Raw genomic sequence first — 24588 nt, 5'->3', positions numbered from 1 at the left:
CGTCTCCAGCAGGCGCAGCCAGATCTCGCGCCGATGACGATGACGTCGAAGCTGGTGCCGGCATGTCAGGCCTCCTTCGCGGTGCGCCCGAGGCGCAGCGCGGAGACGAGGAAGAAGATGCCGCCGAGGGTCGCGTAGCCGGCGAGGTTGGTCAGCGAGGGGTCGCCGGCAGATGCCTGCGTCGCGAATCCGGCGCCGGCCAGCACGGAGATGCCACCGCTGAGGATCATGGGCAGCTGGCCACCCATGCCACGACGCCCGAGCGCCACGACCAGCTGGACGAGGCCGGCCGTGATCGCCCAGACGCCCCACACCCGCAGCACGTCGGGGATGCCGGAGCCGACGGCGACGGCCAGTCCGATAGCAGTCAGCAGACTGAGGCCGATGTTGACGTACAGGCCCGCGGCGGGCCGGGTGCCCCTGGACGTGCGGAGGTCGAAGAGGGCGGCGGCGACGTCGAACAGCGGGTAGACGATCAACAGCGTCCCGCTCACGACTCCGATGTCGGAGCCGGTGGCGAACAGCAAGGCAGCCCAGATGACGGCGAAGCCGAATCGGACGAGGTACAGCTGGCGCAGCGCCGGGGCGATGCGCGGGGTCTCGGTGGTGGACATGGCACCTATGATCGGGACCGTGCCGGGATCCGTGCGGGAACGTCTGATCGACGCCGCGAACGAGCTGTTCTACGCCTACGGTCTGCGCGCGGTCAGCGTCGACAAGGTCATCGAGCGCGCCGGCACGACGAAGGTGACGTTCTATCGCCACTTCCGCAGCAAGGACGAGCTCGTGGTCGCCTATCTCGAGGGCCGCGCCGCCGCCGAGCGCGACGGCATGGGGGCCGCCATCGCCCATGCCGACGGGGACGTCGACGAAGCCCTGCGACTGATCGCCGACCACACCGGGACGGCCGCGTGCACCGCCAGCTTCCGCGGCTGCCCGTTCATCAACGCCGCAGCGGAGTACCCCGATCCCGAGACGGCCGTGCGCAAGACAGTGGACGCCCACCGGGCATGGTGCAAGAGCGCCTACGAGCAGCTGGTGGCGCCGCTGGACCTGCCGGACCCGGCGGCCGTCGCCGACGACCTGATGCTGCTGCGCGACGGCGTCATGGTCGCCGGCTACCTCGGCGATCCCACGACCGTGGGAGCGTCATTCCTGCGCAGCTGCCGGGCCGTCATCCGGGGCGGAGCCCACGCCGACGCCTTGCGCTGAGTGCCGCAGCAGGGTCGCAGAAGTCTCAGGGATTTCTCAGAAAACCTACTTGACCGAATATTTGAGCCGGCCCTATAAAAGTCCTAGTTGAGCCGATCGGACTCAACTTTGAACTGGAAGGAGATCTGCCATGAACGCTATGACCTTTGATCCTTTCGGCGAGCTCGATCGCCTGGCGAACGGGCTGACCCAGCTGCGCACCGGACCCCGCGCCGTTCCCGTCGATCTGGTCAAGGAAGGCGACAGCTACATCCTCAACGCCGACCTGCCGGGCGTCGACCCGGGCTCGATCGACATCGACCTGGACGGCAACCTGCTGACGATCCGCGCCGAGCGCACCCCCGCGCCGCATGAGGGCGCCCAGTGGCTCGTCCAGGAGCGCCGGGCGGGCAGCTACATGCGCCAGTTCACCCTCGGCGAAGGGCTGGACACCGAGCGCATCTCGGCCAGCTACGACCACGGGGTGCTCTCGCTGATGATCCCCGTCAGCGAGCGCTCGAAGCCGCGCAAGATCGCGCTGTCCACCAAGGACGACCACACCTCCATCTCCGCCTAGCGTCACGGACACGAGGCTCGGTCGACACGCTCGATCGAGCCTCGTCCTGTGTCCGCGCGACGTGCGCCGGTCAGTCGCGGACTCGGCGCGACCACCGTGCCGCTCGATACGAACCTTCGCGCAGCCGTGTGGCCCAGAGGTAGTACGACAGCCCGTCGAGCATGTTGAGGATCGGGTCGAAGGAGATCTCGTCCCCCGATCCGGAGGCGGAGCTCTCCGCAACGCACAGGTCCGCGAACGCGATCCACTGGCCCCCGGGCGTCGCCGCCGCCAGCGTCATCGTCGAGGCGTCCTCGTCCTCGGGCACGGCCGCGAGCACCACCGCACCGCGCGGCGACCGGTACGGCAGCAGCGTCGAGTACGCCGCGCTGCCGCGTGATCGCGCGGGGACCAGGACGAAGCGGGAGATCCGTCCCATCCCGGTGGTCGCCAGGAGGACGTCCGCGTCTGCGCCGTCCGCCGCCGCACCGGGGATCCGCAACGCGATGCCGTGGACGTCAGGCAGCGAACGGGGCAGGCCCGCGGCGCGGGAGAACCTGACCCAGGCCTCGGTCGTTCCCGGCTCGTCGACGAATGGCACCCCGAGACGTTCGACGTCCCGCATCCCGTACCGGTGGATCGTGACGGCGACGAGCGACCCCGCCGGGTGCAGCGGCTTGGCAGCCGGCCGGACGAGTCCTGCGATCCCGGCGGCTGCCTGCAGGACCAGTCCCGGCACGGTGGCGACGCCGGCCGCCATGCGCGCCCCCGCGCCGGATCGCACGGCCGCTTACTTGACGACGGCGTCGATGGTCTTCTTCAACGCGCTGGGCTGGGCGGGACTGCGCGGCGCCTTCTTCTTCGCCTCGAGCATCTCCGCACCGATCTCCTGCAGCGTCTTGCGACCGAGTGCCTCCCGCACCTTGGGGAACCACTCGTCCTCTTCCTCCTCGATGTGGTGCGTGACGTTCTCGATCAGCACCGTGGTCTTGGCCGTGAACCGCTCATCGGTGGGCTTCATGCCCATCAGCTCCATCACCAGCACGTCGGCGACGTGGTGCTCCTCGTACGACTCGAGGACGTCGTCCTCCAGCTCGGGCAGCAGCTCACGCACACGCGGGTACATGACCTCGTTCTCGATGTAGGTGTGCACGGTCAGCAGCTCGATCATCCGGTCGACCAGATCGCCCTTGGTCTTGTGGGCGTCGTCGCCGGCGTCCTGGAAATCCTTGAAGGTCTTGAGGATGTGCTTGTGGTCCTCTTTGAGCAGGACGATGGCATCAGTGGACACGGGGCTCCTTGGGCTGGCATCGGGCTGGGCGCGGACACAGGGCGGTTACCCCCTCGGGACGTCCACAACCGCGGCGTGCCCGGAAAACAGACAGGCCCGCCCCGTTCCGAAGAACAGGGCGGGCCCGGTGCGTCCGCAGTTAGGCGCGGGCTCCGCGCTTGTTGAAGATGCTCCAGCCACCGGGGCCGACGGCCAGGCCGACCACGATGAGCACGATGCCCAGCAGGAGGCTGCCATTGATGAGTGTCACGATGCCGGCGATCACGAGGATCACCGCAGCGATCCAGAGAAGAAATCCCATGTCACGACCTTTCGTCGGTAGCGGGCCGAGTTGGCCCGCCGCGTGTGGCATCCGGGTACCCGCTTGCGCCGGACGTAATCATCCGATCACCGAAAGAGGCCAAAGGTCCCTCGACGTATCCGGCTGTGTGTGAGTGCGGCCCGGGCCGCGTTCATGCCGGGACCCCCGTGCACTCCCCCGCCCGGGTGCGCGGAGGCCGAGCCCAGGTAGAGCCCGCGGATGGGTGTCTCGGCCCGACCCAGGCCGGGCACCGGCCGGAAGACGAGCTCCTGGTGCAGCTGGGACGTGCCGCCGTTGATCGCGCCGCCGATCAGGTTGCTGTCACGCTGCTCCAGCTCGCGGGGGCCCAGCACCCGACGCTCCATGATCCTGCTGCCGAAACCGGGCGCCAGCCGCTCGATGCGCGCCTGCATGCGATCGGCGAACCTCTCGCAGTCGTCCCGGTCCCACACGCCACGGATCTCCCCGCCGGCATCGGCCACGGACTCCTGCGGCACGTGCGTGTACGCCCACATCGACTCCGTCCCGCCCGGTGACCTGGTCGGGTCGGTGGTGGTCATCTGGCCGGCCAGCAGGAAGGGAGCGGCCGGGATCGTCCGCGCCGAGAGCTGGCCGAGGGCCTCGGTCATCTGCTCGACCGAGTCCGCGACGTGGAACGTGCCGGGGTCGTACGGCGGCGGGGATGCCCACGGCACCGGGCCGTCCAGCGCCCAGTCGACCTTGATGGTGGACGGGTCCAGCTCGAACGACCGCATGCCCGAGGCCGTCCTGGCGGGCAGGTCCTCCCACGCGACAAGGCCGCCGTACAGGTGCGGAGCCACGACATCGGCGATGACGGCCCGGTGGGCGGCGAATCGTTCCCCGTCCCGGGTGCGGACGGCGGTGGCCCGGCGGTCGGCGACCTCGATGCGCGTCACCTCGGCCGAGCACCGCACCTCGCCCCCGAGCGACTCGAACCGGCGGCGCAGGGACTGGGTGAGCTCGCCGGCGCCGCCCTCGGGCACCGGGAAGCCCACCGTCTGGCCGAGCATCGACATCAGGACACCCATCAGGCCGGACCCCGGGGCATTGAGCGGGATGTCGGCGTGACCGGCGTTGCCCGCGATGACCAGCCGCGGTCCGACACCCCCGAATCGCGAGGCGCCCAGATCGCTGGCCGGGGTCAGCATCATCTTCACGAAGTCGAGACCGCCGACGCTGCGCAGCTTCGTCAGCGCCCCGAGGCCGTGGCGCACGGGCGGGAACGGCGACAGCAGCGCACCGATCATCTGGTCGCCGATGCTGTCCCACTGGGAGCACAGCGCGAGCCACGCCTCGCCGTCGCCGGCGTGGGCCCGGTCGAACAGGCCGGCGGTGACCTCGCGGTCGCGGTGCAGCATGGCCCAGCTGCCGTCGGGAGTCGGGTGCCCGAGGACGGCCGGCGCATGCCTCCACGTGAGTCCGTGCTCCTCCAGGCCGAAGGAGCGGATCGTCGCCGAGGCATGCGCCAGGGGATAGAACGCGCTGAACGTGTCGTGCACGAACTCGGGGTGGACGTCGCGCGCACTTCGCACCGCGCCGCCGACATCGTCCTGCGCCTCCAGCACCAGCACCGACCACCCGGCGTCCGCGAGATGATTCGCGGCGACGAGCCCGTTGGGCCCGGCGCCGATCACGACGGCGTCGTGGGCGCGTGCCGTCATGCCGGTGGCCGACGCCGCGCGACCTCGAGATCCCCCGAGCTGTGCGTCACGGCTTCAGCACGACCTTGACGCAACCGTCCTGCTTCTTCTGGAACATCTCGTAGGCGGCAGGCGCCTCGGCCAGCGGCAGGCGATGGGTGGCGAGTGACTCGGTGCCCAGCACGTCCTCGTCCTGCTGCAGCACCTTGACGATGTCCTCGGTCCAGCGCTTGACGTGGCACTGGCCCATCCGCATCGTGATGCCGCGGTCGAACATCTCCATCATGGGCATGGGATCCACCGCGCCGCCGTACACACCGCTGACCGAGACCGTGCCGCCGCGGCGGACCGACTTGATCGCCAGGTTCAGCGCCGCGAGCCGGTCGATGCCGAGCTTCTCCATCGCCGGCTTGCCCAGCGCGTCGGGCAGCAGGCCGACCGCGCCGATGACCTTCTCGGCGATCGGGTTGCCGTGCGCCTCCATGCCCACGGCGTCGACGGTGGCGTCGGCGCCACGCCCCTGCGTGAGGTCGAAGATCGCGGCGGTCACGTCGCCGGCCTGGTCCAGGTCGATGACCTCCGCACCCCAGGCCTTGGCCAGCTCGAGCCGCTCGGGCACCCGGTCGACGCCGATGACACGGACGCCGGCGTGCAGCGCGATGCGTGTGGTCATCTGCCCGATCGGGCCCAGACCGAACACGGCGAGCGTCTCACCCTTGGAGAGGCCGGTGTACTCAAAGGCCTGCCACGACGTGGGCAGGACGTCCGAGACGTAGAGGTACCGCTCGTCCGAGACGCCCTCGGGCACCTTGACCGGGCCGAACTGGGCCTGCGGCACGCGCAGGTACTCCGCCTGGCCGCCGGGGACGGCGCCATACATGTCGGTGAACCCGAACAGCGATGCTCCCTTGCCGTACTCGGTGACCTGGGTCGTCTCGCACTGCGCGAACAGACCCCGGGAGCACATCCAGCAGTGTCCGCACGAGATGTTGAACGGCACCACGACCCGGTCGCCGACCTTCAGGTCACCGGCCTCGGGCCCGACCTCCTCGACGATGCCCATCGTCTCGTGACCCAGGACGTCTCCGGGGTGCAGGTACGCGCCCAGCACCTTGTACAGGTGCAGATCGGAGCCGCAGATGGCCGCCGACGTCACCTTGATGATCGCGTCGTTCGGCTGCTCGATGCGAGGGTCGGGGACGTCCTCGACCGAGACCTTCTCGGTGCCCTGCCAGGTCAGTGCCTTCATGCATGTCTCCTCGGGGTCGGTGCTCGGGGTGGATCGTGGGATCAGGACGCGGTGCGGTTCTCGGCGATGTAGGCCAGCCGTCGCAGCGTCTCGGTGTTGCGCCACTTCAGGGACAGGCCCTTCAGCGGCTCGGGGATCAGGGTTCCGGGGCCCGCGACGGCGTCCTCTCGGATCACGACCTCGGTGAAGGCGCCGGACGGCCCCAGCTCGATGACGACCTCGGCCTCACCGATCGGCCAGCCGCGCGCCCGCAGCCGGATGTGCTGGTACGGATCGACGTCCAGGACCTCGGTCGAGTCGTCGATCAGGGCCGGCCAGACGCCGACCGAGTGGTAGATCTGTGACCCCTTGGCCGGAAACGAATCGTCCACGTCGCGGACTCGGGACGCACCCACCACCCACAGCGGGTACAGCCAGCCGTCGGCGAGGACGTCCCACACCCGTTCGGGGGTCGTGCGGAGGATGCGGCTGTTGACGCTCATGGACTTCTCCCAAAGGCTCGGTCGTAGGTGGCGTCCGGTGCCACCTTCTTTTACTACCCCTCCCGACGGAGGCCTAACAGCAACGCACCGGTCGGCCCACGAGGTGGACCGACCGGTGCGTGACGGGCCAGCGATCAGGACAGGTCGCTGCGGACGCCCTCGGTCGCTGTCTGTCCTTCGTCCTTGACGTGCTGCGCCGATTCCGTCGCAGTGTCCTTGACATCGGACGCGGCCTGGGTGGCCTTGTCCTTGAGATCGTCACCGATCTCCTGGCCCACCGACTTGGCGTGCTCCATCAGCGGCTGGCCCTGCTCCTTGGCCATGTCCACCGCCTGCCCGGCCAGCTTCGCCTCGGCATTGCTGGCCGGGAGCAGCGAGGACACGAGCCATCCCGCCCCGAAGGCGATGATCCCGGCCGCCAGGGGATTGCCCGCGGCCTGGCTCGAGACCTTGCCGGGCGTGGCGGAGACAGTGCCGGACACCGACCCCGCCGCCGATCCCGAGGCATCGGTCACCGAGCTTGCGGCGCCCATCACGGCATCCCTGGCACCGGTCAGCCGGCCCTTGACGCCGTCGACCTTGCGGCCCACGACCCGGCCGGGGCTCACCCGGTCGGCCAGGGCGTCCAGGTCGCGCGAGAGGTCTTCGCGCGAGCTCTGGATGTCTTCCTCGATCACTTCTGGTTCTTTGCCCATCGGACATCCTCCTTGAGGGATTCTTGCGTTCTGTCGAGTGCGGGGTCCACGGTCTTGAGCCGGTTGCGGCCGAGCACGGCGAGCACGGCCGCCGCGATGAGCCACACGGCGAACACGATCAGTGCGGCCCACTGCAGATCCATGGCCTCGCCGAGCAGGTACATGACGAACAGTGAGAGGAACAGCAGGGCGAAGTAGCCGGCGAGGGCCGCTCCGCCCAGCATCCCCGCGCCCTTGCCGGCCTTGGTGACCTCGGCCTTGGCCTCGGTCTTGGCGAGCTCCAGCTCGGAGCGCACCATCGCGCTCAGATCGGTAGCGATGTCTCCGACGATGTCGCCGATCGACCGGCCGTCCTGAGGGGCTGCGGTCGACGGCTGCTCGGTCACTGCCGGCCTCCGGTGTTCTGCCCGAGCGGGACGTCCTCGCCCGGGGTGCCGACCGGCGTCGGCGAGACGTCGAACGTCGGCGGATCGCTCACGGTCCCGGTCGACGCCAGCGGGCTCGACCCGCCTGTTCCCGTGCTCGAGCCGGAGCTCGAGTCAGAGCTCGACGTCGTGTCCGGCGCCGCCTTCGCGCCACGGGTCAGACGACCCGCGAGCACACCGGCGATCCCTGCTCCGGCCAGGAAGGTTCCCGGACGACGACGGGCGAATCCCCGCAGGTCCTCCAGCAGGTCCGCCGGCTGACGGCCCTCGAGGTGCGAGCTGAGCTGATGGGTCTTGTCGGCGAGCTGCTGGGCGACGTCCTTGACGGTGCCGTTCTGCTCGGCCGAGGACACCATGCTCTGGATCTCGTCGGCCAGCTCGCCGAGCTTGGCGGACAGGCCCTTCAGCTGGGTCTTGGACTGCTCCTCGACCTGTGAGCGCAGGTCGGCCAGCAGGTCGGTGGCCTTCTCCTTGGCCTCGGTCGCGACCTTCACGGCCTCGTCCTTGGCCGTGTCGACGACGTCGGAGCCGTGCTCGGTTGCGCTTCCCAGCGCGTCCGAGGCCTTCTCCTTGGCGGCGTCGACGCCTCCGCCGGAGGAGTCCTGCCCGCTCGAGGACGTCCCGGACGAGGCGGTGGCGGGGGGCGTGCCGGCGGACGAGGGCTCCCCCATTCCTGCCTCGCCGATCAGTCCGTCACCGATCGGCGTCGGGGTGTCGAGCGGGTCGACGTGGGGCGTGCTGAGCGGATCGTTCTCTCCATATGTGGGTGTGCTCATCTTTCCTCCATGGTTGGTTGACGTGATGGGGCGTGTGTGTGCCTGCGGGCATCAGCCGTGCACGGTGTCTCGCAGGTGGCCTCGGTCGACGCGCGGCAGGCGAAGCGGTGAGCAGCGCGCGCGGTAGATGCCGCATGCGGCGAGCGTGACCCCGAGGGCGACGCCGATCCCGCCGGCGATCATCAGCAGGGTCACGAACATCGTGGTGACCAGGACGCTGAAGAATCCGTCGCCGACGGTGATCATTTGAGGGCGTCCTTCGCCTTGTCGATCAGGCCCTTGGTCTCCATGAGCGGGTTCGTGCCGTACAGGCGAGGATCGCCCGGAGCCAGGTCCGTGTGCTCACCGTGCGCCTGGATCAGCGCGCTCTGGAAGTCGCCACGGCCGTCGGGAGCCGGCCCACTGGCCCAGCGCCCCTCGGTGGCGGCCTCACCGTCGGAGGCCTGGATGAACACGCGGGAGAACTCGTCGAACTCCTCCTCCAGCGGGAACGCCTCGGGGGTCGGGAGCCCGTCGAGCCCATCGGCCTTGAGCTCCTCGATCGCCGACAGCCACTGCATCTGGTGCATGTGGTCACGCGTCGTGAGGAACCGGATGAGGTCCTTCATGCCCGGGTCGTCGGTCATGTGGAACAGGCGGGCGACCTGCAGCCGGCCCTGCATCTCGGCCGTGACGTTCAGGTGGAAGTCGGCCATCAGGTTGCCGCTGGCGGTGACGTACGCGCCCGACCAGGGGATGCCGTTGCTGTCGTGCGGGTAGGCACCGCCGCCGTTGACGATCGTGTGCTGCGGGTTCGCGGCACCGAACTCGGCGGCCTGCGTCGAGCCCGTGGTGTCGTCGGCGGACATCGGGGGCGCCTTGTCGAGCAGCTGGTCGATCGCCGTCACGATCATCTCGACGTGGCTCAGCTCCTCGGTGCCGATCGCCATCAGCATGTCCTTGTACTTGCCGGGCAGCCGCGCGTTCCAGCCCTGGTACAGGTACTGCATCGCAACGGTCATCTCGCCCCACTTGCCGCCCAGGACCTCCTGGAACTTGCGCGCGAACGCCGGGTCGGGGCCCTCCGGACGTGCGGCGAACTGGGGAGCTTTTTGATGCGTGAACATACAATTTCCTCCTGCGATTCGGGGACGGCCGGGCGACCGCTTGCCGGTGCCGTTACCCGGCTCCTCGGGATGCCAGACCGCTCGCCGCACCCCATCGACCACGCCGCCGCCGAGGCGGCGTGTTTGGAACCGGCACTCGCGGGGCACTTGCAACACCACTGGTTAAAGAGCAGCCGGGAAACGTGCCAGCCGTCCCCGAGGTGCTCTCATGTCCCCGTTTCCTGACGACGAACCGATCCTGAGCCTCCTGGCCGCCTGCCAGGGCGCGCCACCGTCCGAGCGTGCTCGGCTCGAGACCGAGATCGTCACCGCCTACCGGCCAGTGAGCCACTCCTTGGCGCGCCGGTACCGCCTTCGGGGTGTCGATCTTGAGGACCTGGAACAGGTCGCGGATCTGGCCTTGGTCAAGGCCCTGCGCCGCTTCGACCCCACGGCCGGCAGCCTGCGCGGCTACGTCACGGCCACGGTGCTCGGCGAGATCAAGAAGTACTTCCGCGATCACGCCTGGTGCATCCGCCCGCCGCGGCAGGTGCAGGACCTGCAGTCGCGGGTCCTGGACGCGATGCACGACCTCGGGGAGGATCTCCCCCAGCAGACGCGCATCGGCATGGTCGCGCAGAGCCTCGGCATCGATGCCTGCCTGGTGACCGAGGTGCTGGTCGCCCGCGGTGGCTTCCGCTCCCTGTCGCTGGACCGTCCCATCGAGGAGGGTGGCCCGGTCCTGGCCGAACAGCTCGCGGACTCGAACGATCCGTACGAGGCCGCCGAGGCGCGTTCCCTGTTGTCCTCGGTCTGCACCGAGCTGCAGGAGAACGAGATGGAGCTCCTTCGGCTGCGGTTCGTCGAGGAGCTCAGCCAGCGCGAGATCGCGGAGAGGGTGCACTCGACCCAGAAGCAGGTGTCCCGGTCGCTCGGGCGCATCATCGACGCGCTGCGCGAACGCGCCCTCGTCGACGCGGCGTAGCCGGCACGCGCCGGGCCCGGACGTCCGCGTGCGCCCGTCCTCTGCGAGCCCTATCGTCACAGCATGCTCATCGAGGTCAGCTCACGGTCCGGCACGCCCGACCCCGCCGTACGTCAGGAGATCGAGGCCGCCGACCAGGCGCTTCGGCAGAACTTCTCAGGGTTCGACCCGGACGTCATCGTGCCGGAGATCGAGCGTGCATTCGCCCATCTGCAGGCGCAGCCGAGCGCGGACGACATCGCCGGCTACGCCCGCGCGATCAGCGCGCGGGCGGACTTCGAGCTCGTCCTGGACTGATGCCTGCGCGACACATCACCCCCCGTTCGCGTCCGGGTTTTAGGTCAGCCTCGTATTCTGGGAGTTCTGCCGAGCACAGGAGACATGAGTGACGACCCCCCACGTCGCGCCGAAGCGCAGGGCTGAGCCCTCGCGCCGTCGCAAGATCGTCCGGCGCGTGCTGCTCGGCGCCGGCATCTTCGTGCTCGTGCTGGGTGTCGGAGCAGCCACCGCCATCTGGAGGCTGCAGGGAAACATCGACACCGCTGAGCTCGGCAGCTCGGTCGTGAAGGACGACACACCCAAGGGCGCGCTGAACATCCTGTTCATCGGATCGGACTCGCGCGACCTCAAGACCAAGGAGTACGGCAAGGGGACCGGCACCCAGCGCAGCGACGCCTTGATGCTGGTGCACTTCTCCAAGGGCAACACCAGGATCGACGCGGTGCAGATCCCCCGCGACACGATCCTGGAGCTGCCGGCCTGCAAGGACACCGGCAGCGGTTCCTTCGCCGGTGGTGCGAACGTCATGATCAACTCCGCGCTGGACGGCGGGCCTGCGTGCTCGGTCCGTGCCGTCGAGACGCTCTCGGACGTGCACATCGACCACTTCGTCCAGCTCGACTTCGAGGGCTTCGCGTCGATGGTCAACGCACTCGGCGGGGTCAACGTCTGCCTCGACGAGCCGCTGGTCGACCCGCTCGCGAAGCTCGACCTCCCGGCCGGCAAGCAGAAGATCAAGGGCAAGGACGCCTTGGCGCTCGCGCGCACCCGGCACGCCGTCGGCGACGGCAGCGACATCGGCCGCCTCGGCCACCAGCAGGTCGTGATGTCCTCGATCATCAGCCAGGCCCGCAGCACCAGCGTCCTGACCCGGCCGGATCGGCTGTTCAAGTTCGTCAACGCCCTGACCAAGTCGATCACGGTCGACGAGGGCATCTCCTCGATCCCCGAGCTGACCGGTCTGGCCAAGCGCGCCCGCGCCGTCCCCGACTCGGGCATCACCTTCGTGTCGATGCCCAACGGGGCCGCACCCTCCGACCCCAACCGGGTCGTGAAGACCGACGACGCGGACGTCATCTTCAAGGCGATCAAGGCCGATCGGGAGATGCCGGTCGAGGGCGAGAACACCCCGGACAAGGGCGCGGGCGACTCCGGCGGGACCCCGCCGGCCAATCCCCGCTCGACGCCGGTCAGGGTGCTCAACGCAGCGCAGACCTCCGGCCTGGGCACCTCGGCCCAGACCTCGATGGTGGGCCTGGGCTACACGGTGACCGGCGTCGCCACGGCGCAGAAGCCGGCGACGGCGACCCGCATCTTCGTGGACGGGACGCCCGAGGCCCGCAAGACCGCCGAGACCCTCAATGCGGACTTCGGCTTCGAGGCGCAGATCGTCGAGCAGCCGATCACCGGCGTCTGGCTGATCCTCGGCTCGGACCGGATCGAGGCCGGCACGGACCCGGTCAAGCCCAAGCCGGTCAAGGCCACGACCCGCAAGGCGACCGACACCCTCTGCAGCTGAGCGTCTGTCAGGGCGCCTCTGCGGGATTGGGCGGCGTGACCTGATTGCCCTCGGAGTCGGGGTCGGTGGGCGCACTGGCCGGATTGCCCGGTCGGGGCGTCGCGGTGGGCTTCGGGTCGGGCTGGTCGGTCATCTGGTCTCCCTGCGGTCGATGTCATCGCCTCCGTACCCGCAACCGGCCGATGCATGCCGACCGAGCCGATGGGTACGGGCCGGCCATGACCGAGAAGCCTGCAGAGCCCCTGTCCGCCCCCGTCGAGAACGACGGCCAGCCGGAGCCCGTTGAGCCGAGCGCCACCAACCCCGATGCCGACGGGATCGACGAGGAACCGTCATGACGGCCGTCGCGAGCATCCGCACGATCGTCCTGGAGTGCAGCGCGCCCGAGCCGCTCGCGCAGTTCTGGTCGGCGGTGCTGGACCGGCCGATCGTCAACCGCGATGACGACTGGTGGGATCTGGAGCCCTCACCCGGCGGTCCACGCATGGCCTTCCAGGTGTCCCCCGGCTACGAACCCCCGGCGTGGCCCGGCACCAGCGGGGAGCAGCAGAGCCATCTCGACCTCGAGGTCGACGACCTGGAGACCGCACGGGCACGGGTGCTCGAGCTGGGCGCCCGCCAGCTGTCCGAGGTCATCGACGAGTCGGAGGACGACGGGGTGTGGCAGGTGTTCGCCGACCCGGCCGGGCACCCGTTCTGCCTGGTCACCTGAGGGGTTCGCCACAGCCGCCACGGGCCGGTCGCCCGACCGGCACAATGGGGCCGTGACCACTCCCACCGCCCTGAACGGCGCGGACCTGTTCAGCGCCGCCGCGCAGCGCATCGTGGACTACCTGAACGGCCACACGCCACTGACCGACTGGTCGGTCTCGCGGGTCGCCGGCGGCGAGCAGGTCCATCTGCACGTGCACGACGAGGGCATGCTCCACGTCGGACGACGCGTGCCGTGGGACGACACGTTCTGCATCCGGATGTCCAAGGGCGCCGCACGCGTCGTCCCTGATGCGCTGGCCGATCCGGACTACTCCGACCACCCGGAGGCGAGCGTCATCCGGGCCTACGCCGGCACCCCGATCCTGGACGACGAGGGCCACACGTTCGGCACCCTGTGCGGCGTCGGCACCGAGCCGCTGCACCGCAGCGATGACCTCGACGCCGAGCTCGTCGAGCTGATGGGCGACCTGTTGTCCTCCCAGCTGCACATGTCGCGGATCGCCGACCGCGAGCGCCGTGCCGCTGAGCTGGCCGAGGCACTGGCCCAGACAGACGGCCTCACGGGCCTGGTCAACCGCCGCGGCTGGGACCTCCTGGTCCAGGACGCCCAGGAGAGGGTCACGGCGTACGGCGACCCGGTGGCCGTCGCGGTCATCGACCTGGACGGCCTCAAGACCGTCAACGACACCCAGGGGCACACCGCCGGCGACGAGCTGCTGCGCCGTGCCGCCGCGACGCTGGACGCGACCGCGAGCAGCGACGACCGGGTGGCCCGCTACGGCGGCGACGAGTTCGCGATCCTGTCCAACAACGTGCCGCTCGCTGACCTGGACGCGCACTTCGCGCGCTTCGTCGACGCCCTGACCGCTCAGGGCATCCGGGCCTCGTCGGGGCACGCCGCGGCGAGTGCCGGCGATGTCGGCGTCGCCGAGGCGTTCGGCCACGCCGATGCCGCGATGTACCGGACCAAGTTGGTCCGCCGAGCCTAGCCGGCGGCCTCCACCAGAGGGGCGATCTTGTCGAGCAGGTCGCTGGTTCCCTGCTCGCGGCCGGCTGCCGCCTCCGCCCCCGGACCGTGCACCCCGTCCAGGTACACCCCCTGCTCGGTGATCGTCAGGTGCGTGCCGGTGTCCGTCGGCTCCAGGACGATCGTGCTGATCGACGTCGAGGCATGGACGCCGTCGGCCCACATGTCGTAGGTGTAGACGATGCGCTCGTGCTCGACGATGTCGGTGTAGCTGGCCCGGAACTCGCTGCGGTGCCCGCCGATCGTCCCGTTGTCGATCGCGGTGCCGCCCACGCGGAAGTCCTCCGAGAACTCCACATCGGTGAACTCCGGTCCGCCGAACCACTGCCGCTTGACGTCGGCATCGGCGAAGGCCGCCCACACCCGCTCGAGCGGAGCCGCGTAGTCGCGCTCCACGACGAAGGTCGCGTGGGTCTGTGTACGTGTGCTGGTCATGTCAGTTCTCCTCGGTGTCGTCTGCGGCCAGGAGCTCTCCCAGCCGGTCGAGCCGGCGCTCTGCCGGCAGCCGCTGTCGGCCGATCCACTCCCCCGCGGCCACGAGGGCATCGGGTGCGAGCTGGACGGTGCGGACCCGGCCGGTCTTGTGCGACGTGACGATCCCGGCGTCCTCGAGCACCGTGAGGTGCTGGACGACGGCGGGCATCGACATGTCGAACGGCTGGGCCAGCTCGCTCACCGAGGCGGGCCCGCGCACCAGGTGCTCGACCATGGCGCGGCGGGTGCTGTCGGCGAGTGCACGGAACATCGTGTCGAGAGGCTCCGAATACTTAACCATGTACTTAAGTATTCGTCGGTGCTGTCCGCCTGTCAACAGTTGCCGATACGGTGGCGTCCATGACCGCCCCGCGCAGCATCTGGCTCATCGCATTCGGGACGGCCGCCGTCGTGCACCTGGTCCTCAACGGCGCCGACCTCGCCCCCTGGGCAAGCATCACCAAGTGCCTGCTGGCACCGCTGCTCGCCGCGTGGGTGGTCCAGCAGCGCGGGCCGCGCCTGCTGGTGGTGGCGCTGGCCTTCTGCTTCCTGGGCGACCTGTTCCTCGAGATCGAGGGCATGTTCATCCTCGGCATGGCGGCCTTCGCCATCGCCCACATCAGCTTCATCACACTGTTCGTCCAGCGCGGGGCGCTCGACCGCCTGCGTGCGAACCCGCTGCCCCTGATCGGGTACGTCGTGGCCGCGATCGCGCTCGTCGCCTGGTGCTGGGGCGGCCTGGAGCCGGGCCTCAAGGCGCCGATCCCGGTGTACGCCGCGTTGCTGGTCGGCACCGCAGCCGTGTCGTGGTCGACCGACCGGCTGGCCGGCATCGGCGGAGCGCTGTTCCTGGTGTCGGACGGCATCATCGCCCTGGGCGAGGCGGGACGCATCGACGCGGACGCCACGTGGACCGGGCTGGCGATCATGGCCCTGTACAGCCTGGCGATCTACTGCCTGACCACGGGCATCATGGCCCGCGAGCGCCGGACGGTCGCCGCCGGCACGAGCTTTGACCCCACGATCCACACCGACTGCTGGCCGCGGGTCCCCTCGTCCCAGCAGTGAGCCGGGACCGGACCTACCGGACCGCCGTCCGCCTGTTCGCGACCGGCTTCCGCGTCATGGGCTACCGGTTCGACGTCCGCGGCGCCGAGCACGTCCCGGCGCACGGCCCTGCGGTCATCGCCGGGAACCACATCGGCTTCCTCGACTTCACCTTCATCGGCCACGCCGCCCGCACCCGGGGCCGGATCATCCGGTTCATGGCCAAGCGCTCGGTGTTCGGGCTGCCCCTCGTCGGACGGTTCATGCGCGCGATGCACCACGTCCCGGTCGACCGGATGCACGGCGCCAGCGCCTACCGGCGCGGGCTGCAGCTTCTCGACGCCGGCGAGCTGGTCGGCGTGTTCCCCGAGGCGACCATCAGCCGCTCCTGGCTGCTCAAGCCGTTCCGCCCCGGTGCCGCGGCGCTCGCGGCCAACCGCGGCGTGCCGCTGGTCCCGGTGGTGGTGTGGGGCGGTCACCGCGTCCTGACCGTCGACGGTCACTGGTCGCTGCGGCGACGGGTCCCCATCACGATCATCGTCGGCGAGCCGCTGCACGCCCGGGGCGGCGAATCGGTCGACGAGCTGTCGCGCCGTCTGCACGGGCGCATGGAACGGCTGCTCACCGAGGCGATCGACTCCTATCCGGAGGCGCCGCGCGACGACGCCGACCGGTGGTGGCTGCCCCACGACCGGGGAGGCAGCGCACCCGATCCGCAGACCGCGGCCGTGCTCGATCGTGATGCCGTTGCGCGCATCGGCGATACCTTCGAGTGACAGACCCATCGAGAGGACAGCCCATGACATATGACGACATGACCCAGGTCGCGGTCGGCGAGCTGGTCTTCGACGTGCGCACCACGGGCCCGGAGGACGGACCGGCGATCATGCTGCTGCACGGCTTCCCGGAGACCTCCTTGTCATGGAACCAGGTCGCCCCCCGGCTGGCCGATGCCGGGCTGCGGGTCATCGCACTGGACCAGCGGGGCTACTCCCCCGGCGCTCGTCCCGCGCTGGTGCAGGACTATGCGACCGAGCTGCTGGCCGGGGACGTGATCGGGGTCGCCGACGCCCTCGGCATCGACCGGTTCCACCTGGTCGGGCACGACTGGGGCAGCGCGGTGTCATGGGTCGTCGCCGGTCGGTGGCCCGAGCGCGTGCGCACGTTCACGGCCGTGTCGATCCCGCACCTGTCGGCCTACAACGCGGCCCTGCGCAGCGACCCCGACCAGCAGCAGCGCGCGTCGTACATCTCGCTGCTGCGCCAGGAGGGCAAGGCCGAGGACCTGCTGCTGGCCGACGGCGCACGGCGGCTCACCGCGATGTACGGGGCGGCCGTGCCGGTCGGTCTCGTGGTCCGTTATATCGCCCACCTGGCCGAGCCGGGAGCGTTGACGTCGGTGCTCAACTGGTACCGCGCGATGACCGGCGACCTGGGCCGGACCCCGCGGACCCAGGTGCCCACGACGTTCGTGTGGGGCGACCAGGACCAGGCGATCGGATCGGTCGCGGCGCTGGCCTGCGGCGACTTCGTGGACGCCGACTTCCGGTTCGTCCGGCTCGACGGCATCGGGCACTGGATCCCCGAGCAGGCGCCAGAAGCACTGACCGAGGCGATCCTCGCCCGCGCGCTCGGCTGATCGTCAGGCGGTCCGCGCCGCGGTGACCGTGGTGCGCGCCAGCGGCCATCCCTGCGGGTCGTCAAGGCTGCGCCCGGCGGTTGCCGCGTAGCGGTTCCAGTCCTCCGCCCGTTCGGCGAACCAGTACCGCTGCCACCCCATCAGGTCGTCCAGCGTCCCCGCGGCGATGGTCGGCTGGCGCCGACCGATCTCGTACGCGATCTCGCGGGCCGCCCGGGCGTCGGCGCCGGCGTCGTGCGCATTGTCGAGCGTCACCGAGTAGTACGCGGCGACGTCGGTGAGCCGGCGCGGGCCGAGTGCGCCGCGCTCGATGCCCCAGTCGATGACGAAGGGGTCGACCACCAGCAGCCGGTGCCAGTCGGGCTGGCCCAGTCCCCAGCGGTCGGCCTCGGCGCGCAACATCGTCAGGTCGTAGGCCGCGTTGAAGACCACCAGACCCACCCCGCGGTCGATGAGGTCCTGGACCCAGGCGATCACCTCGACGAGCGCCTCGGCCGGTGCGGGAGCACCGCGCAACGACTCGGCGGTCAGGCCGTGCACCGCCACGGAGCCCGGCGGGATCTCGACGCCCGGGTCGATCAGGCCCGTGTAGTCGTGCCCCCGGTCGTCCAGCAGTGCGAAGCTCAGCACGCGGTCGGTCAGCGGGTCCACGCCCGTCGTTTCGAAGTCGAGCGAGGCCAGCGGGACCTCGTGCCAGCCGGGGTGGTCAGCGCGCGCCGGGGGCTTGGGCTGGCATCCCGGGCAGATCGTCCGCCAGGCACCGGGAAGGCCGATCAGCCAGCCCGCTGCGATGGCGACGATCACACCGCAGTCGGCGCACAGTCCGGCGTACTTGTTGGTTCTCACGGGGCACTTCTCACTGCTCGTTCATCACGGACGACCTCTGCGGGTCACGCTAGCCGCAGCCGATGACAGGTCCGTCCAGCGACACGCAGGCGTCAGTCGTCGTGGCTCGCAGCAGCCACGAGGGCACGGAACAGCCCGGCGTCGTCCGCGGTCTCCGGGTGCCACTGCACCGCGAGCCGGAACCGGTGCCCCGGGTCCTCCATCGCCTCCAGCGTCCCGTCGGCGGCCCACGCCGCCGGGACGAAATCAGGGTGGTCGCGCACCGCCTGGTGGTGGTGGCACCGGACGCTGCCCTTGTCGCCGATGGCCGCGGCCAGCATCGTGCCGGCCACGACGTCGACGTCGATCCGGCCGAACGCGGCGCCGCCGGGCGAGTGGGCGTCGCTGCCCACCCGGTCCGGCAGGTGCTGGTCCAGCGATCCGCCGCCCGCGACGGCCATGACCTGCATGCCGCGACAGATGCCGAGCACGGGCAGGTCGGGCGCGGCGGCGTCGAGCAGCGCGAGCTCCCAGGCATCGCGGTCCTCGCGCCATCCGGTGGTCCTCGCGTGCGGCTCGGCGCCATATCGGGCGGGCTCGACGTCCGCACCGCCGGCGATGACGAGCCCGTCGAGGCGGGCGACGACCGTGCGGGCGGCCTCCGGGTCACCGGGCGGCAGCAGCACCGGCACCCCGCCGGCCCGCTCGATCGATCGTGCGTACCCCGTCGGCAGCAGATCGGCCGGCTGGTCCCAGACACCCCACCGCGCCTGCTCCCGGTAGGTCGAGATCCCGATGAGCGGGCGCGTCACGCCCGGTCCGGTCACAGCGGGGTCACGTAGGCACCGGAGATGCCGCCGTCGACCAGGAAGGTGGACGCGGTGATGAAGCTGGACTCGTCCGAGGCCAGGAACAGCACCGCGTTGGCGATCTCGACCGGCTCCGCGAAGCGTCCGACCGGCACGTGCACCAGGCGGCGCGCCGCGCGTTCCGGGTCGTCGGCGAACAGCTCCTGCAGCAGGGGCGTGTTGACCGGACCGGGGCACAGCGCGTTGACGCGGATGCCGTCGCGGGCGAACTGCACGCCGAGCTCGCGCGACATCGACAGCACGCCACCCTTCGACGCGGAGTAGGAGATCTGCGATGTCGCGGCGCCCATGACGGCGACGAAGGATGCGGTGTTGATGATCGAGCCGGACCGCTGCTCGATCATGTACGGCAGCGCGGCCTTGCAGCACAGGTAGACGCTGGTGAGGTTGACGTCCTGCACCCGCTTCCAGGCCTCCAGATCGGTGTCCAGGATCGAGTCGTCCTCCGGCGGGCTGATGCCGGCGTTGTTGAACGCGATGTCGACCGAGCCGTAGGTGTCGTGGGCGGTCGCGAACAGCGCGTCGACCCCGTCCTTGTCGGTGACGTCGACGTGCACGTAGATGCCGCCGACGTCCTTGGCCAGGTCGCGTCCCCGGTCGTCGTCGAGATCGCCGATCACGATCTTGGCGCCCTCCTCGGCGAAGCGCCGGACGGTCGCCAGCCCGATCCCCGAGCACCCGCCCGTCACGACAGCCGTCTTGCCCGCGATGCGTCCAGCCATGCACTGCCTCCTAGGGGTACGTCCCCGCTGGGCCTGACGTTCTGACGTCGACACGCCGTGTGCGTCGGTCAGAACGTCAGGCCCAGCGGGGTTGTGGTTACTCGTTGCTGATGAAGACGTTCTTGACGTCGGTGAAGGAGTGCGGGGCGTCGGGCCCCAGCTCCCGTCCGATGCCGGACTGCTTGAACCCGCCGAACGGCGTCCAGTACCGCACCGACGAGTGCGAGTTGACGCTCAGCGCGCCGGACTCGACCGCCCGCGACACCCGTAGCGCGCGGCCGATGTCGCGGGTGAAGATCGACCCCGAGAGGCCGAACTCCGTGTCGTTCGCGAGCTGCACCGCGTGCGCCTCGTCGTCGAACGGCATGACCGCCACGACCGGCCCGAACACCTCCTCACGCCAGACCTGCTGCTGCGGGTCGTCGGTCAGGACGACCGTCGGCGGGAACCAGAAGCCCGGTCCGTCCGGGGCCGACCCGGCGAACGCGACCTGCGATGCGTCGACGTAGCCGGCGACGGTCGCGTGCTGCGCCGCCGAGATCAGCGGCCCCATCTCGCTCGACCGGTCTGACGGGTCGAGCACCTTGACGGCCTTGACCGCCGGCTCCAGCAGCGAGATGAACTCGTCGTACGCCGAGCGCTGCACCAGGATGCGCGAGCGGGCGCAGCAGTCCTGCCCGGCGTTGTCGAACACGGCCGCCGGTGCGGACGCCGCGGCCCGCGCCAGGTCGGCATCGGCGAACACGATGTTGGCCGACTTGCCGCCCAGCTCGAGCGTCACCCGCTTCACCTGGTCGGCGCAGCCGGCCATGATCTGCTTGCCGACCTGCGTGGAGCCGGTGAAGCAGACCTTGCGGACCGCCGGATGCGTCACGAACCGCTCGCCGACGACCGATCCCTTGCCCGGCACGACCGTGAACACGCCCTCGGGCAGCCCGGCCTCCCGCCCCAGCTCGCCGAGCCGGATCGCCGTCAGCGGGGTCAGCTCCGCCGGCTTGAGCACGACGGTGTTGCCCGCCGCGAGCGCCGGCGCGAACCCCCAGCCGGCGATCGGCATCGGGAAGTTCCACGGGACGATGACACCCACCACGCCCAGCGGCTCGTGGAACGTCACGTCGATGCCCCCGGCGACCGGGATCTGGTGCCCGGTCAGTCGTTCGGGCGCCGCCGAGTAGTAGTTGAGGACGTCGCGGACGTTGCCGGCCTCCCAGGTCGCATTGCCCCAGGTGTGGCCGGAGTTGCGCACCTCCAGCTCGGCCAGCTCCTCGACGTGCTCGTCCACGAGGGCCGCGAACCGGCGCAGCAGCGCGGCCTTCTCCCCCGGCGGGACGTCCCGCCACGCGGGGAACGCATCGGCGGCCCGCTCGATCGCGGCATCCGCCATGGCGAGATCGGCCAGCTCTACGTCCGTGACAGCTTGCTCGGTCGCCGGGTTGACGACGGTGTGGATCGCGGTCACAGGCGCTCGAACCCCCGGCGCAGCTCCCAGTCCGTGACGGCGGCATCGAAGGCCTTCATCTCGACGTCGGCCAGGTTCGTGTAGTGGTCGACGACCTCGTCGCCCAGCACCTTGCGGGCGATCGTGGACCCGTGGAACGCCTCCCGGGCCTCGCGCATCGTGGTCGGCACCTTGGCGTTGCCCGAGGTGTACGCATTGCCGGTCTGCTCGGGCTCGAGCTCCAGCTGGTGCTCGATGCCGTACAGGCCGCCGGCGAGCATCGCCGCCAGCGCGAGGTACGGATTGGCGTCGCCGCCGGGGACGCGGTTCTCCAGCCGCGCGCTCTCGCCGTGGCCCACCAGCCGGACCGCGCACGTCCGGTTGTCCAGGCCCCACGCGACCGCGGTCGGCGCGAACGAGCCGTCGGCGAACCGCTTGTAGGAGTTGATGTTCGGCGCGTACAGCAGCGTGAAGTCGCGCATCGTGGCCAGGATGCCGGCGATGAACTGGTCGTACACCGGCGTCCGCCGGCCGTCCTCCCAGAAGACCAGCTCGCCGTCCTCGCCGCGCAACGAGAGATGGATGTGGCACGAGCTCCCCTCCCGCTCGTTGTACTTGGCCATGAACGTCAGCGCCTTGCCGTGCTGGGCGGCGATCTCCTTGGCTGCGGTCTTGTACACGGCATGGTTGTCGGCGGTCGCCACGACGTCGTCGAACAGGAAGCCGATCTCGTGCTGGCCGAAGTTGCACTCGCCCTTGGCGCCCTCCACGTTCATCCCGGCGGCGTACATGGTGTTGCGGATGTCGCGCAGCAACGGCTCGACCCGCGACGTCCCGAGCACCGAGTAGTCGACGTTGTACTGGTTGGCCGGGACGAGGTCGCGGTAGCCGGAGCTCCACGCCTGCTCGTACGTCGTGTCGAACACGATGAACTCCAGCTCGGTGCCGGCCAAGGCGACGTACCCCGACTCCGCGGCCCGCTCGACCTGCGCCTGCAGGATCGTCCGCGGGGACTGCACCACGGGGCTGTGGTCGAGCCACACCAGATCGCACTGGATCATGACGGTCGCGGGCAGGTGGGTCAGGACGCGGATGGTGTCCATGTCCAGCTCGAACTCCATGTCGCCGTAGCCCGTCTCCCACGAGCTCATGGCATAGCCGTCGACGGTGTTCATGTCGACGTCGACGCTCAGCAGGTAGTTGCAGCCCTCAGTGCCGTGCTCGATCACCACGTCCAGGAAGTAGGCCGCGTGCAGGCGCTTGCCCTGCAGCCGTCCCTGCATGTCGGTGAACGCGACGACGACGGTGTCGATCTCGCCCTCGGCGATCCGGGCGCGGAGCTGGTCAAGGCTCAGGTAGCGGGAGTTGCGGACGGTCATGAGCTCTCCTTCACATCGGACGCCGGAGCGGTGCCGCGGGTCGAAAGCCCCTGCTGGCACCGGATGTTGCTCCCTACGGTCGAGACGGGGGCACGCCGTGCCGCCACGAAGGAGGCGCGATCGTGGCAGCTGGCGGCAAGCACCTGAAGAAGCCACCCAAGGGCAGCCCCATGCTGTTCGCGCTGATGCTGATCGTGGTGGTCCCTGCGGTGGTGCTCGCGGACGAGTGGGGAGCCGGCTCGGCCGGGATCATCGGCGGCCTGACGGGGCTGTTCTCCCTGGTGGTGTTCATGGGCGGATCGCTGCGCGCCGACCTGCGGGTCGTGACCGTGATGGCGCCCCTGCTGGTCTTCGCCGCGGCCGTCCCGCGACTCGTGGCCGAGAGCTCCCGCCCGGCGGCGATCGCGCTCGTCGTCCTGCTGGGATTCGTGGCGGCACTGTTGCCGGTGCTCGGCCCGCGGTTCGCCAACGCCGGCATGGGACTGGGCATGACGACGGTGTTCAGCTACGGGTACGCCCCGCAGGGTGGCGCCGACCACCGGCAGGTCTTCGCGGCGGCTGTCGCCGGCGTCGCGGTGGCCCTTGCGCTGCGGCTCCTGATGAGCGCCGGCGACCCTTCCAAGCCGACCCGCGAGCAGGTTGCCGAGGTGCTGGTCTCCGACGACCCGACGACCGCCACCTCCCACGCGTTCGGCATGTGGCTCGACGACGGCCGGCCGCGATGGCTCGCGGACGTCCTGGATGCGTCCTCGCGCTACCGGGCGGACCTGCACATCGCCGAGCGGTCGCGAACGGTCCCCGCGGACGATGTGGTTGCCCTGCACGACCGGGCCAGGCGGCTCTCCGACCAGATCAAGGCCAAGCCCGGCAAGAAGCCGGCCGACCCGGAGGACGCCGCTTCCCCGCAGGCCCCGGTTCCCGAGCACGCCGGTCTCGCCGCGGCGAGCCGGGCCCTGGACGACATCGAGCAGGCGGTCCGGCAGCGGGACACCACCCCCGTCCAGATCGAACACGACCAGCGCCACCAGCTCAAGGGCGCCCTGCTGCACCCCTCCGACCGGGTGCAGTCGATCCAGCTGCGGCACGCTCTGCGCATGGCGCTCGGCCTGCTGCTGATGCTGATCATCACGTCCGGCCTGGATCGGGGCGACCCGCTGGTCTCCACCGTGCTGCTGGCGACCTTCAGCATCCTGCAGGCCAGCTGGCGTGACACCCTGACGAAGGCGACCAACAAGGTCATCGGCGTGGCGAGCGGCTCGATCGCGGCCGCGGTGATCCTGCTGGTCGTGCCGGAACGCTTTCTGGTCGCGATCGCAGCCGTCTCCCTGTGCCTGGGCCTGTGGTACATCGTCAGCCGCCCCGCGCTCGGCTACGGGTTCATGGTCGTCGTGAGCGTCGGCTTCAACGCCGTGAGCCGCGACCTGGATCCTGTGAACCTGCTGCTGCAGTACGTGGGCCTCACGGCGGCCGCCGTGGTCGTCGGGCTGGTCGTCGGGTTCGCGGTCGTTCCTGCGTTCCGCGCCCCGCCGCTGCGTGGTCGCATCCAGTCGGCCACCGAGGCGACGGCCGCCGCGCTGCGCGCCTCCTCCAACGGCTCGGCGCCGGCCCGGCCCGATCACGCGGCACTGCAGCGCCAGGCCGTGCAGAAGCAGGAGGAGCTGGTGCCCGATCACGACCACCTGGACGATGCGCAGCTCGACCAGCTGGACCGGCTCAGGACCAGCCTGCAGGACCTGACCGCGCTGTCGGAGGTGACCCGGCTGGACCCCGCCGCGCTGGACCGCGTCGTGCGCGCGCTCAGCCCGGCGGGGGCACCCGTCCCCGCCCTCGACGACGGCCGCGCGGGCGCGCCGGCCCAGGAGGCGTCCTCGATGGCGCTGGACCTGGCCCAGCAGGCCGGCGACGCCGAGCGTGCCCTGCTGCGGACGCTGCCGGCGACCGTCTGAGGCCGGCGGGCCA

The 24588-nt window shown here is 70.3% G+C and carries 31 protein-coding genes; 11 read left to right on the top strand and 20 right to left on the bottom strand.

The window, feature by feature from the left end; translation table 11 throughout:
- Positions 1 to 65: 65 nt before the first annotated feature.
- The gene (locus tag NQV15_RS02170; protein WP_232403427.1) at positions 66 to 614 is read right to left on the bottom strand and encodes a hypothetical protein; all 549 of its coding nucleotides are present in this window, start codon (positions 612 to 614) and stop codon (positions 66 to 68) included.
- 19 nt (positions 615 to 633) lie between these two features.
- Here NQV15_RS02170 and NQV15_RS02165 point away from each other — a divergent pair, with 19 nt between their 5' ends.
- The gene (locus NQV15_RS02165) at positions 634 to 1212 is read left to right on the top strand and encodes a TetR/AcrR family transcriptional regulator (RefSeq protein WP_232403426.1); all 579 of its coding nucleotides are present in this window, start codon (positions 634 to 636) and stop codon (positions 1210 to 1212) included.
- A gap of 139 nt (positions 1213 to 1351) precedes the next feature.
- The gene (locus NQV15_RS02160) at positions 1352 to 1768 is read left to right on the top strand and encodes an Hsp20/alpha crystallin family protein (RefSeq protein ID WP_232403425.1); all 417 of its coding nucleotides are present in this window, start codon (positions 1352 to 1354) and stop codon (positions 1766 to 1768) included.
- 70 nt (positions 1769 to 1838) lie between these two features.
- Here the strand turns inward: NQV15_RS02160 and NQV15_RS02155 are convergent, their stop codons facing one another.
- From NQV15_RS02155 to NQV15_RS02105, 11 genes are all read right to left on the bottom strand, one after another.
- The gene (locus NQV15_RS02155) at positions 1839 to 2507 is read right to left on the bottom strand and encodes a hypothetical protein (RefSeq protein ID WP_232403424.1); all 669 of its coding nucleotides are present in this window, start codon (positions 2505 to 2507) and stop codon (positions 1839 to 1841) included.
- A gap of 30 nt (positions 2508 to 2537) precedes the next feature.
- Positions 2538 to 3038 (bottom strand): hemerythrin domain-containing protein, encoded by a 501-nt coding sequence (locus tag NQV15_RS02150; RefSeq protein ID WP_232403423.1) that lies wholly within the window; start codon positions 3036 to 3038, stop codon positions 2538 to 2540.
- 139 nt (positions 3039 to 3177) lie between these two features.
- Positions 3178 to 3339: a GPGG-motif small membrane protein gene (locus tag NQV15_RS02145; protein ID WP_232403422.1), complete on the bottom strand. Its 162-nt coding sequence runs from the start codon at positions 3337 to 3339 to the stop codon at positions 3178 to 3180.
- A gap of 86 nt (positions 3340 to 3425) precedes the next feature.
- Positions 3426 to 5021 (bottom strand): phytoene desaturase family protein, encoded by a 1596-nt coding sequence (locus NQV15_RS02140; protein WP_232403420.1) that lies wholly within the window; start codon positions 5019 to 5021, stop codon positions 3426 to 3428.
- Between the two features lie 46 nt (positions 5022 to 5067).
- Positions 5068 to 6249, bottom strand: a complete 1182-nt coding sequence (locus NQV15_RS02135; RefSeq protein WP_232403419.1) for a zinc-dependent alcohol dehydrogenase — start codon at positions 6247 to 6249, stop codon at positions 5068 to 5070.
- Between the two features lie 41 nt (positions 6250 to 6290).
- Positions 6291 to 6731 (bottom strand): SRPBCC family protein, encoded by a 441-nt coding sequence (locus NQV15_RS02130; protein ID WP_232403416.1) that lies wholly within the window; start codon positions 6729 to 6731, stop codon positions 6291 to 6293.
- 134 nt (positions 6732 to 6865) lie between these two features.
- A complete protein-coding gene (locus NQV15_RS02125) occupies positions 6866 to 7426 on the bottom strand; it encodes a DUF3618 domain-containing protein (protein WP_232403415.1) in 561 nt (186 codons plus the stop codon).
- Positions 7405 to 7812 (bottom strand): phage holin family protein, encoded by a 408-nt coding sequence (locus NQV15_RS02120; RefSeq protein ID WP_232403413.1) that lies wholly within the window; start codon positions 7810 to 7812, stop codon positions 7405 to 7407. The genes NQV15_RS02125 and NQV15_RS02120 overlap by 22 nt, the downstream gene beginning before the upstream one ends.
- Positions 7809 to 8627 (bottom strand): hypothetical protein, encoded by an 819-nt coding sequence (locus NQV15_RS02115; RefSeq protein WP_232403411.1) that lies wholly within the window; start codon positions 8625 to 8627, stop codon positions 7809 to 7811. The genes NQV15_RS02120 and NQV15_RS02115 overlap by 4 nt, the downstream gene beginning before the upstream one ends.
- A gap of 51 nt (positions 8628 to 8678) precedes the next feature.
- The gene (locus NQV15_RS02110; protein ID WP_232403409.1) at positions 8679 to 8873 is read right to left on the bottom strand and encodes a hypothetical protein; all 195 of its coding nucleotides are present in this window, start codon (positions 8871 to 8873) and stop codon (positions 8679 to 8681) included.
- Complete coding sequence (locus tag NQV15_RS02105; RefSeq protein ID WP_232403408.1) at positions 8870 to 9733, bottom strand: manganese catalase family protein; 864 nt, start codon at positions 9731 to 9733, stop codon at positions 8870 to 8872. Before NQV15_RS02105 ends, NQV15_RS02110 begins: the two co-directional genes overlap by 4 nt.
- Before the next feature lie 208 nt (positions 9734 to 9941).
- Here NQV15_RS02105 and NQV15_RS02100 point away from each other — a divergent pair, with 208 nt between their 5' ends.
- The 3 genes from NQV15_RS02100 (at position 9942) to NQV15_RS02090 (ending at position 12495) form a co-directional block, all read left to right on the top strand.
- The gene (locus NQV15_RS02100) at positions 9942 to 10697 is read left to right on the top strand and encodes a sigma-70 family RNA polymerase sigma factor (protein ID WP_232403407.1); all 756 of its coding nucleotides are present in this window, start codon (positions 9942 to 9944) and stop codon (positions 10695 to 10697) included.
- 63 nt (positions 10698 to 10760) lie between these two features.
- Positions 10761 to 10994, top strand: a complete 234-nt coding sequence (locus NQV15_RS02095) for a hypothetical protein (protein ID WP_232403406.1) — start codon at positions 10761 to 10763, stop codon at positions 10992 to 10994.
- Between the two features lie 88 nt (positions 10995 to 11082).
- Positions 11083 to 12495 carry an LCP family protein gene (locus NQV15_RS02090; RefSeq protein ID WP_232403405.1) on the top strand — a complete coding sequence of 471 codons (1413 nt, stop codon included), beginning with the start codon at positions 11083 to 11085 and terminating at the stop codon, positions 12493 to 12495.
- Between the two features lie 7 nt (positions 12496 to 12502).
- Here NQV15_RS02090 and NQV15_RS02085 read toward each other — a convergent pair whose 3' ends face one another.
- Positions 12503 to 12628, bottom strand: coding sequence for a hypothetical protein (locus tag NQV15_RS02085; protein ID WP_255670292.1), 126 nt, complete (start codon positions 12626 to 12628; stop codon positions 12503 to 12505).
- 201 nt (positions 12629 to 12829) lie between these two features.
- Between NQV15_RS02085 and NQV15_RS02080 the strand changes: the two genes are divergently transcribed.
- Together NQV15_RS02080 and NQV15_RS02075 are read left to right on the top strand one after the other, a co-directional pair.
- The gene (locus tag NQV15_RS02080; RefSeq protein ID WP_232403404.1) at positions 12830 to 13207 is read left to right on the top strand and encodes a VOC family protein; all 378 of its coding nucleotides are present in this window, start codon (positions 12830 to 12832) and stop codon (positions 13205 to 13207) included.
- 52 nt (positions 13208 to 13259) lie between these two features.
- Positions 13260 to 14198, top strand: a complete 939-nt coding sequence (locus NQV15_RS02075; RefSeq protein WP_232403403.1) for a sensor domain-containing diguanylate cyclase — start codon at positions 13260 to 13262, stop codon at positions 14196 to 14198.
- Here NQV15_RS02075 and NQV15_RS02070 read toward each other — a convergent pair.
- Both NQV15_RS02070 and NQV15_RS02065 read right to left on the bottom strand, forming a co-directional pair.
- Positions 14195 to 14671: an SRPBCC domain-containing protein gene (locus NQV15_RS02070; protein WP_232403402.1), complete on the bottom strand. Its 477-nt coding sequence runs from the start codon at positions 14669 to 14671 to the stop codon at positions 14195 to 14197. The two genes, NQV15_RS02075 and NQV15_RS02070, sit on opposite strands and share 4 nt — an antisense overlap.
- Before the next feature lies 1 nt (position 14672).
- The gene (locus NQV15_RS02065) at positions 14673 to 15011 is read right to left on the bottom strand and encodes an ArsR/SmtB family transcription factor (RefSeq protein ID WP_232403401.1); all 339 of its coding nucleotides are present in this window, start codon (positions 15009 to 15011) and stop codon (positions 14673 to 14675) included.
- A gap of 59 nt (positions 15012 to 15070) precedes the next feature.
- Here NQV15_RS02065 and NQV15_RS02060 point away from each other — a divergent pair, with 59 nt between their 5' ends.
- Genes NQV15_RS02060 through NQV15_RS02050 form a run of 3 tightly spaced genes read left to right on the top strand, consistent with a single transcriptional unit; the run spans position 15071 to position 17396 of the window.
- Entirely contained in the window at positions 15071 to 15778 is a 708-nt protein-coding gene (locus NQV15_RS02060; protein WP_232403399.1) for a lysoplasmalogenase, read from the top strand.
- A complete protein-coding gene (locus NQV15_RS02055) occupies positions 15775 to 16533 on the top strand; it encodes a lysophospholipid acyltransferase family protein (protein WP_232403398.1) in 759 nt (252 codons plus the stop codon). Before NQV15_RS02060 ends, NQV15_RS02055 begins: the two co-directional genes overlap by 4 nt.
- Positions 16534 to 16556: 23 nt before the next feature.
- Positions 16557 to 17396 (top strand): alpha/beta fold hydrolase, encoded by an 840-nt coding sequence (locus NQV15_RS02050; protein ID WP_232403397.1) that lies wholly within the window; start codon positions 16557 to 16559, stop codon positions 17394 to 17396.
- Between the two features lie 3 nt (positions 17397 to 17399).
- Here NQV15_RS02050 and NQV15_RS02045 read toward each other — a convergent pair whose 3' ends face one another.
- The 5 genes from NQV15_RS02045 to NQV15_RS02025 form a co-directional block, all read right to left on the bottom strand.
- Complete coding sequence (locus NQV15_RS02045; RefSeq protein ID WP_232403396.1) at positions 17400 to 18242, bottom strand: exonuclease domain-containing protein; 843 nt, start codon at positions 18240 to 18242, stop codon at positions 17400 to 17402.
- A 92-nt stretch (positions 18243 to 18334) separates the two neighbouring features.
- Positions 18335 to 19033, bottom strand: a complete 699-nt coding sequence (locus NQV15_RS02040) for a gamma-glutamyl-gamma-aminobutyrate hydrolase family protein (RefSeq protein ID WP_232403395.1) — start codon at positions 19031 to 19033, stop codon at positions 18335 to 18337.
- Between the two features lie 11 nt (positions 19034 to 19044).
- Positions 19045 to 19812, bottom strand: a complete 768-nt coding sequence (locus NQV15_RS02035; RefSeq protein WP_232403394.1) for a 3-oxoacyl-ACP reductase — start codon at positions 19810 to 19812, stop codon at positions 19045 to 19047.
- A 97-nt stretch (positions 19813 to 19909) separates the two neighbouring features.
- The gene (locus NQV15_RS02030; protein ID WP_232403393.1) at positions 19910 to 21271 is read right to left on the bottom strand and encodes an aldehyde dehydrogenase family protein; all 1362 of its coding nucleotides are present in this window, start codon (positions 21269 to 21271) and stop codon (positions 19910 to 19912) included.
- Positions 21268 to 22629 (bottom strand): glutamine synthetase family protein, encoded by a 1362-nt coding sequence (locus NQV15_RS02025; protein ID WP_232403392.1) that lies wholly within the window; start codon positions 22627 to 22629, stop codon positions 21268 to 21270. Before NQV15_RS02025 ends, NQV15_RS02030 begins: the two co-directional genes overlap by 4 nt.
- 122 nt (positions 22630 to 22751) lie before the next feature.
- Here NQV15_RS02025 and NQV15_RS02020 point away from each other — a divergent pair, with 122 nt between their 5' ends.
- Positions 22752 to 24575 (top strand): FUSC family protein, encoded by a 1824-nt coding sequence (locus NQV15_RS02020; RefSeq protein WP_232403391.1) that lies wholly within the window; start codon positions 22752 to 22754, stop codon positions 24573 to 24575.
- Positions 24576 to 24588: the final 13 nt, after the last annotated feature.

The organism is Aeromicrobium wangtongii, assembly GCF_024584515.1.
Classification (GTDB): Bacteria; Actinomycetota; Actinomycetes; order Propionibacteriales; family Nocardioidaceae; genus Aeromicrobium; species Aeromicrobium wangtongii.
Note: the sequence above shows the minus strand (reverse complement) of the source record. Positions and strands in the feature narration are given on the sequence as shown.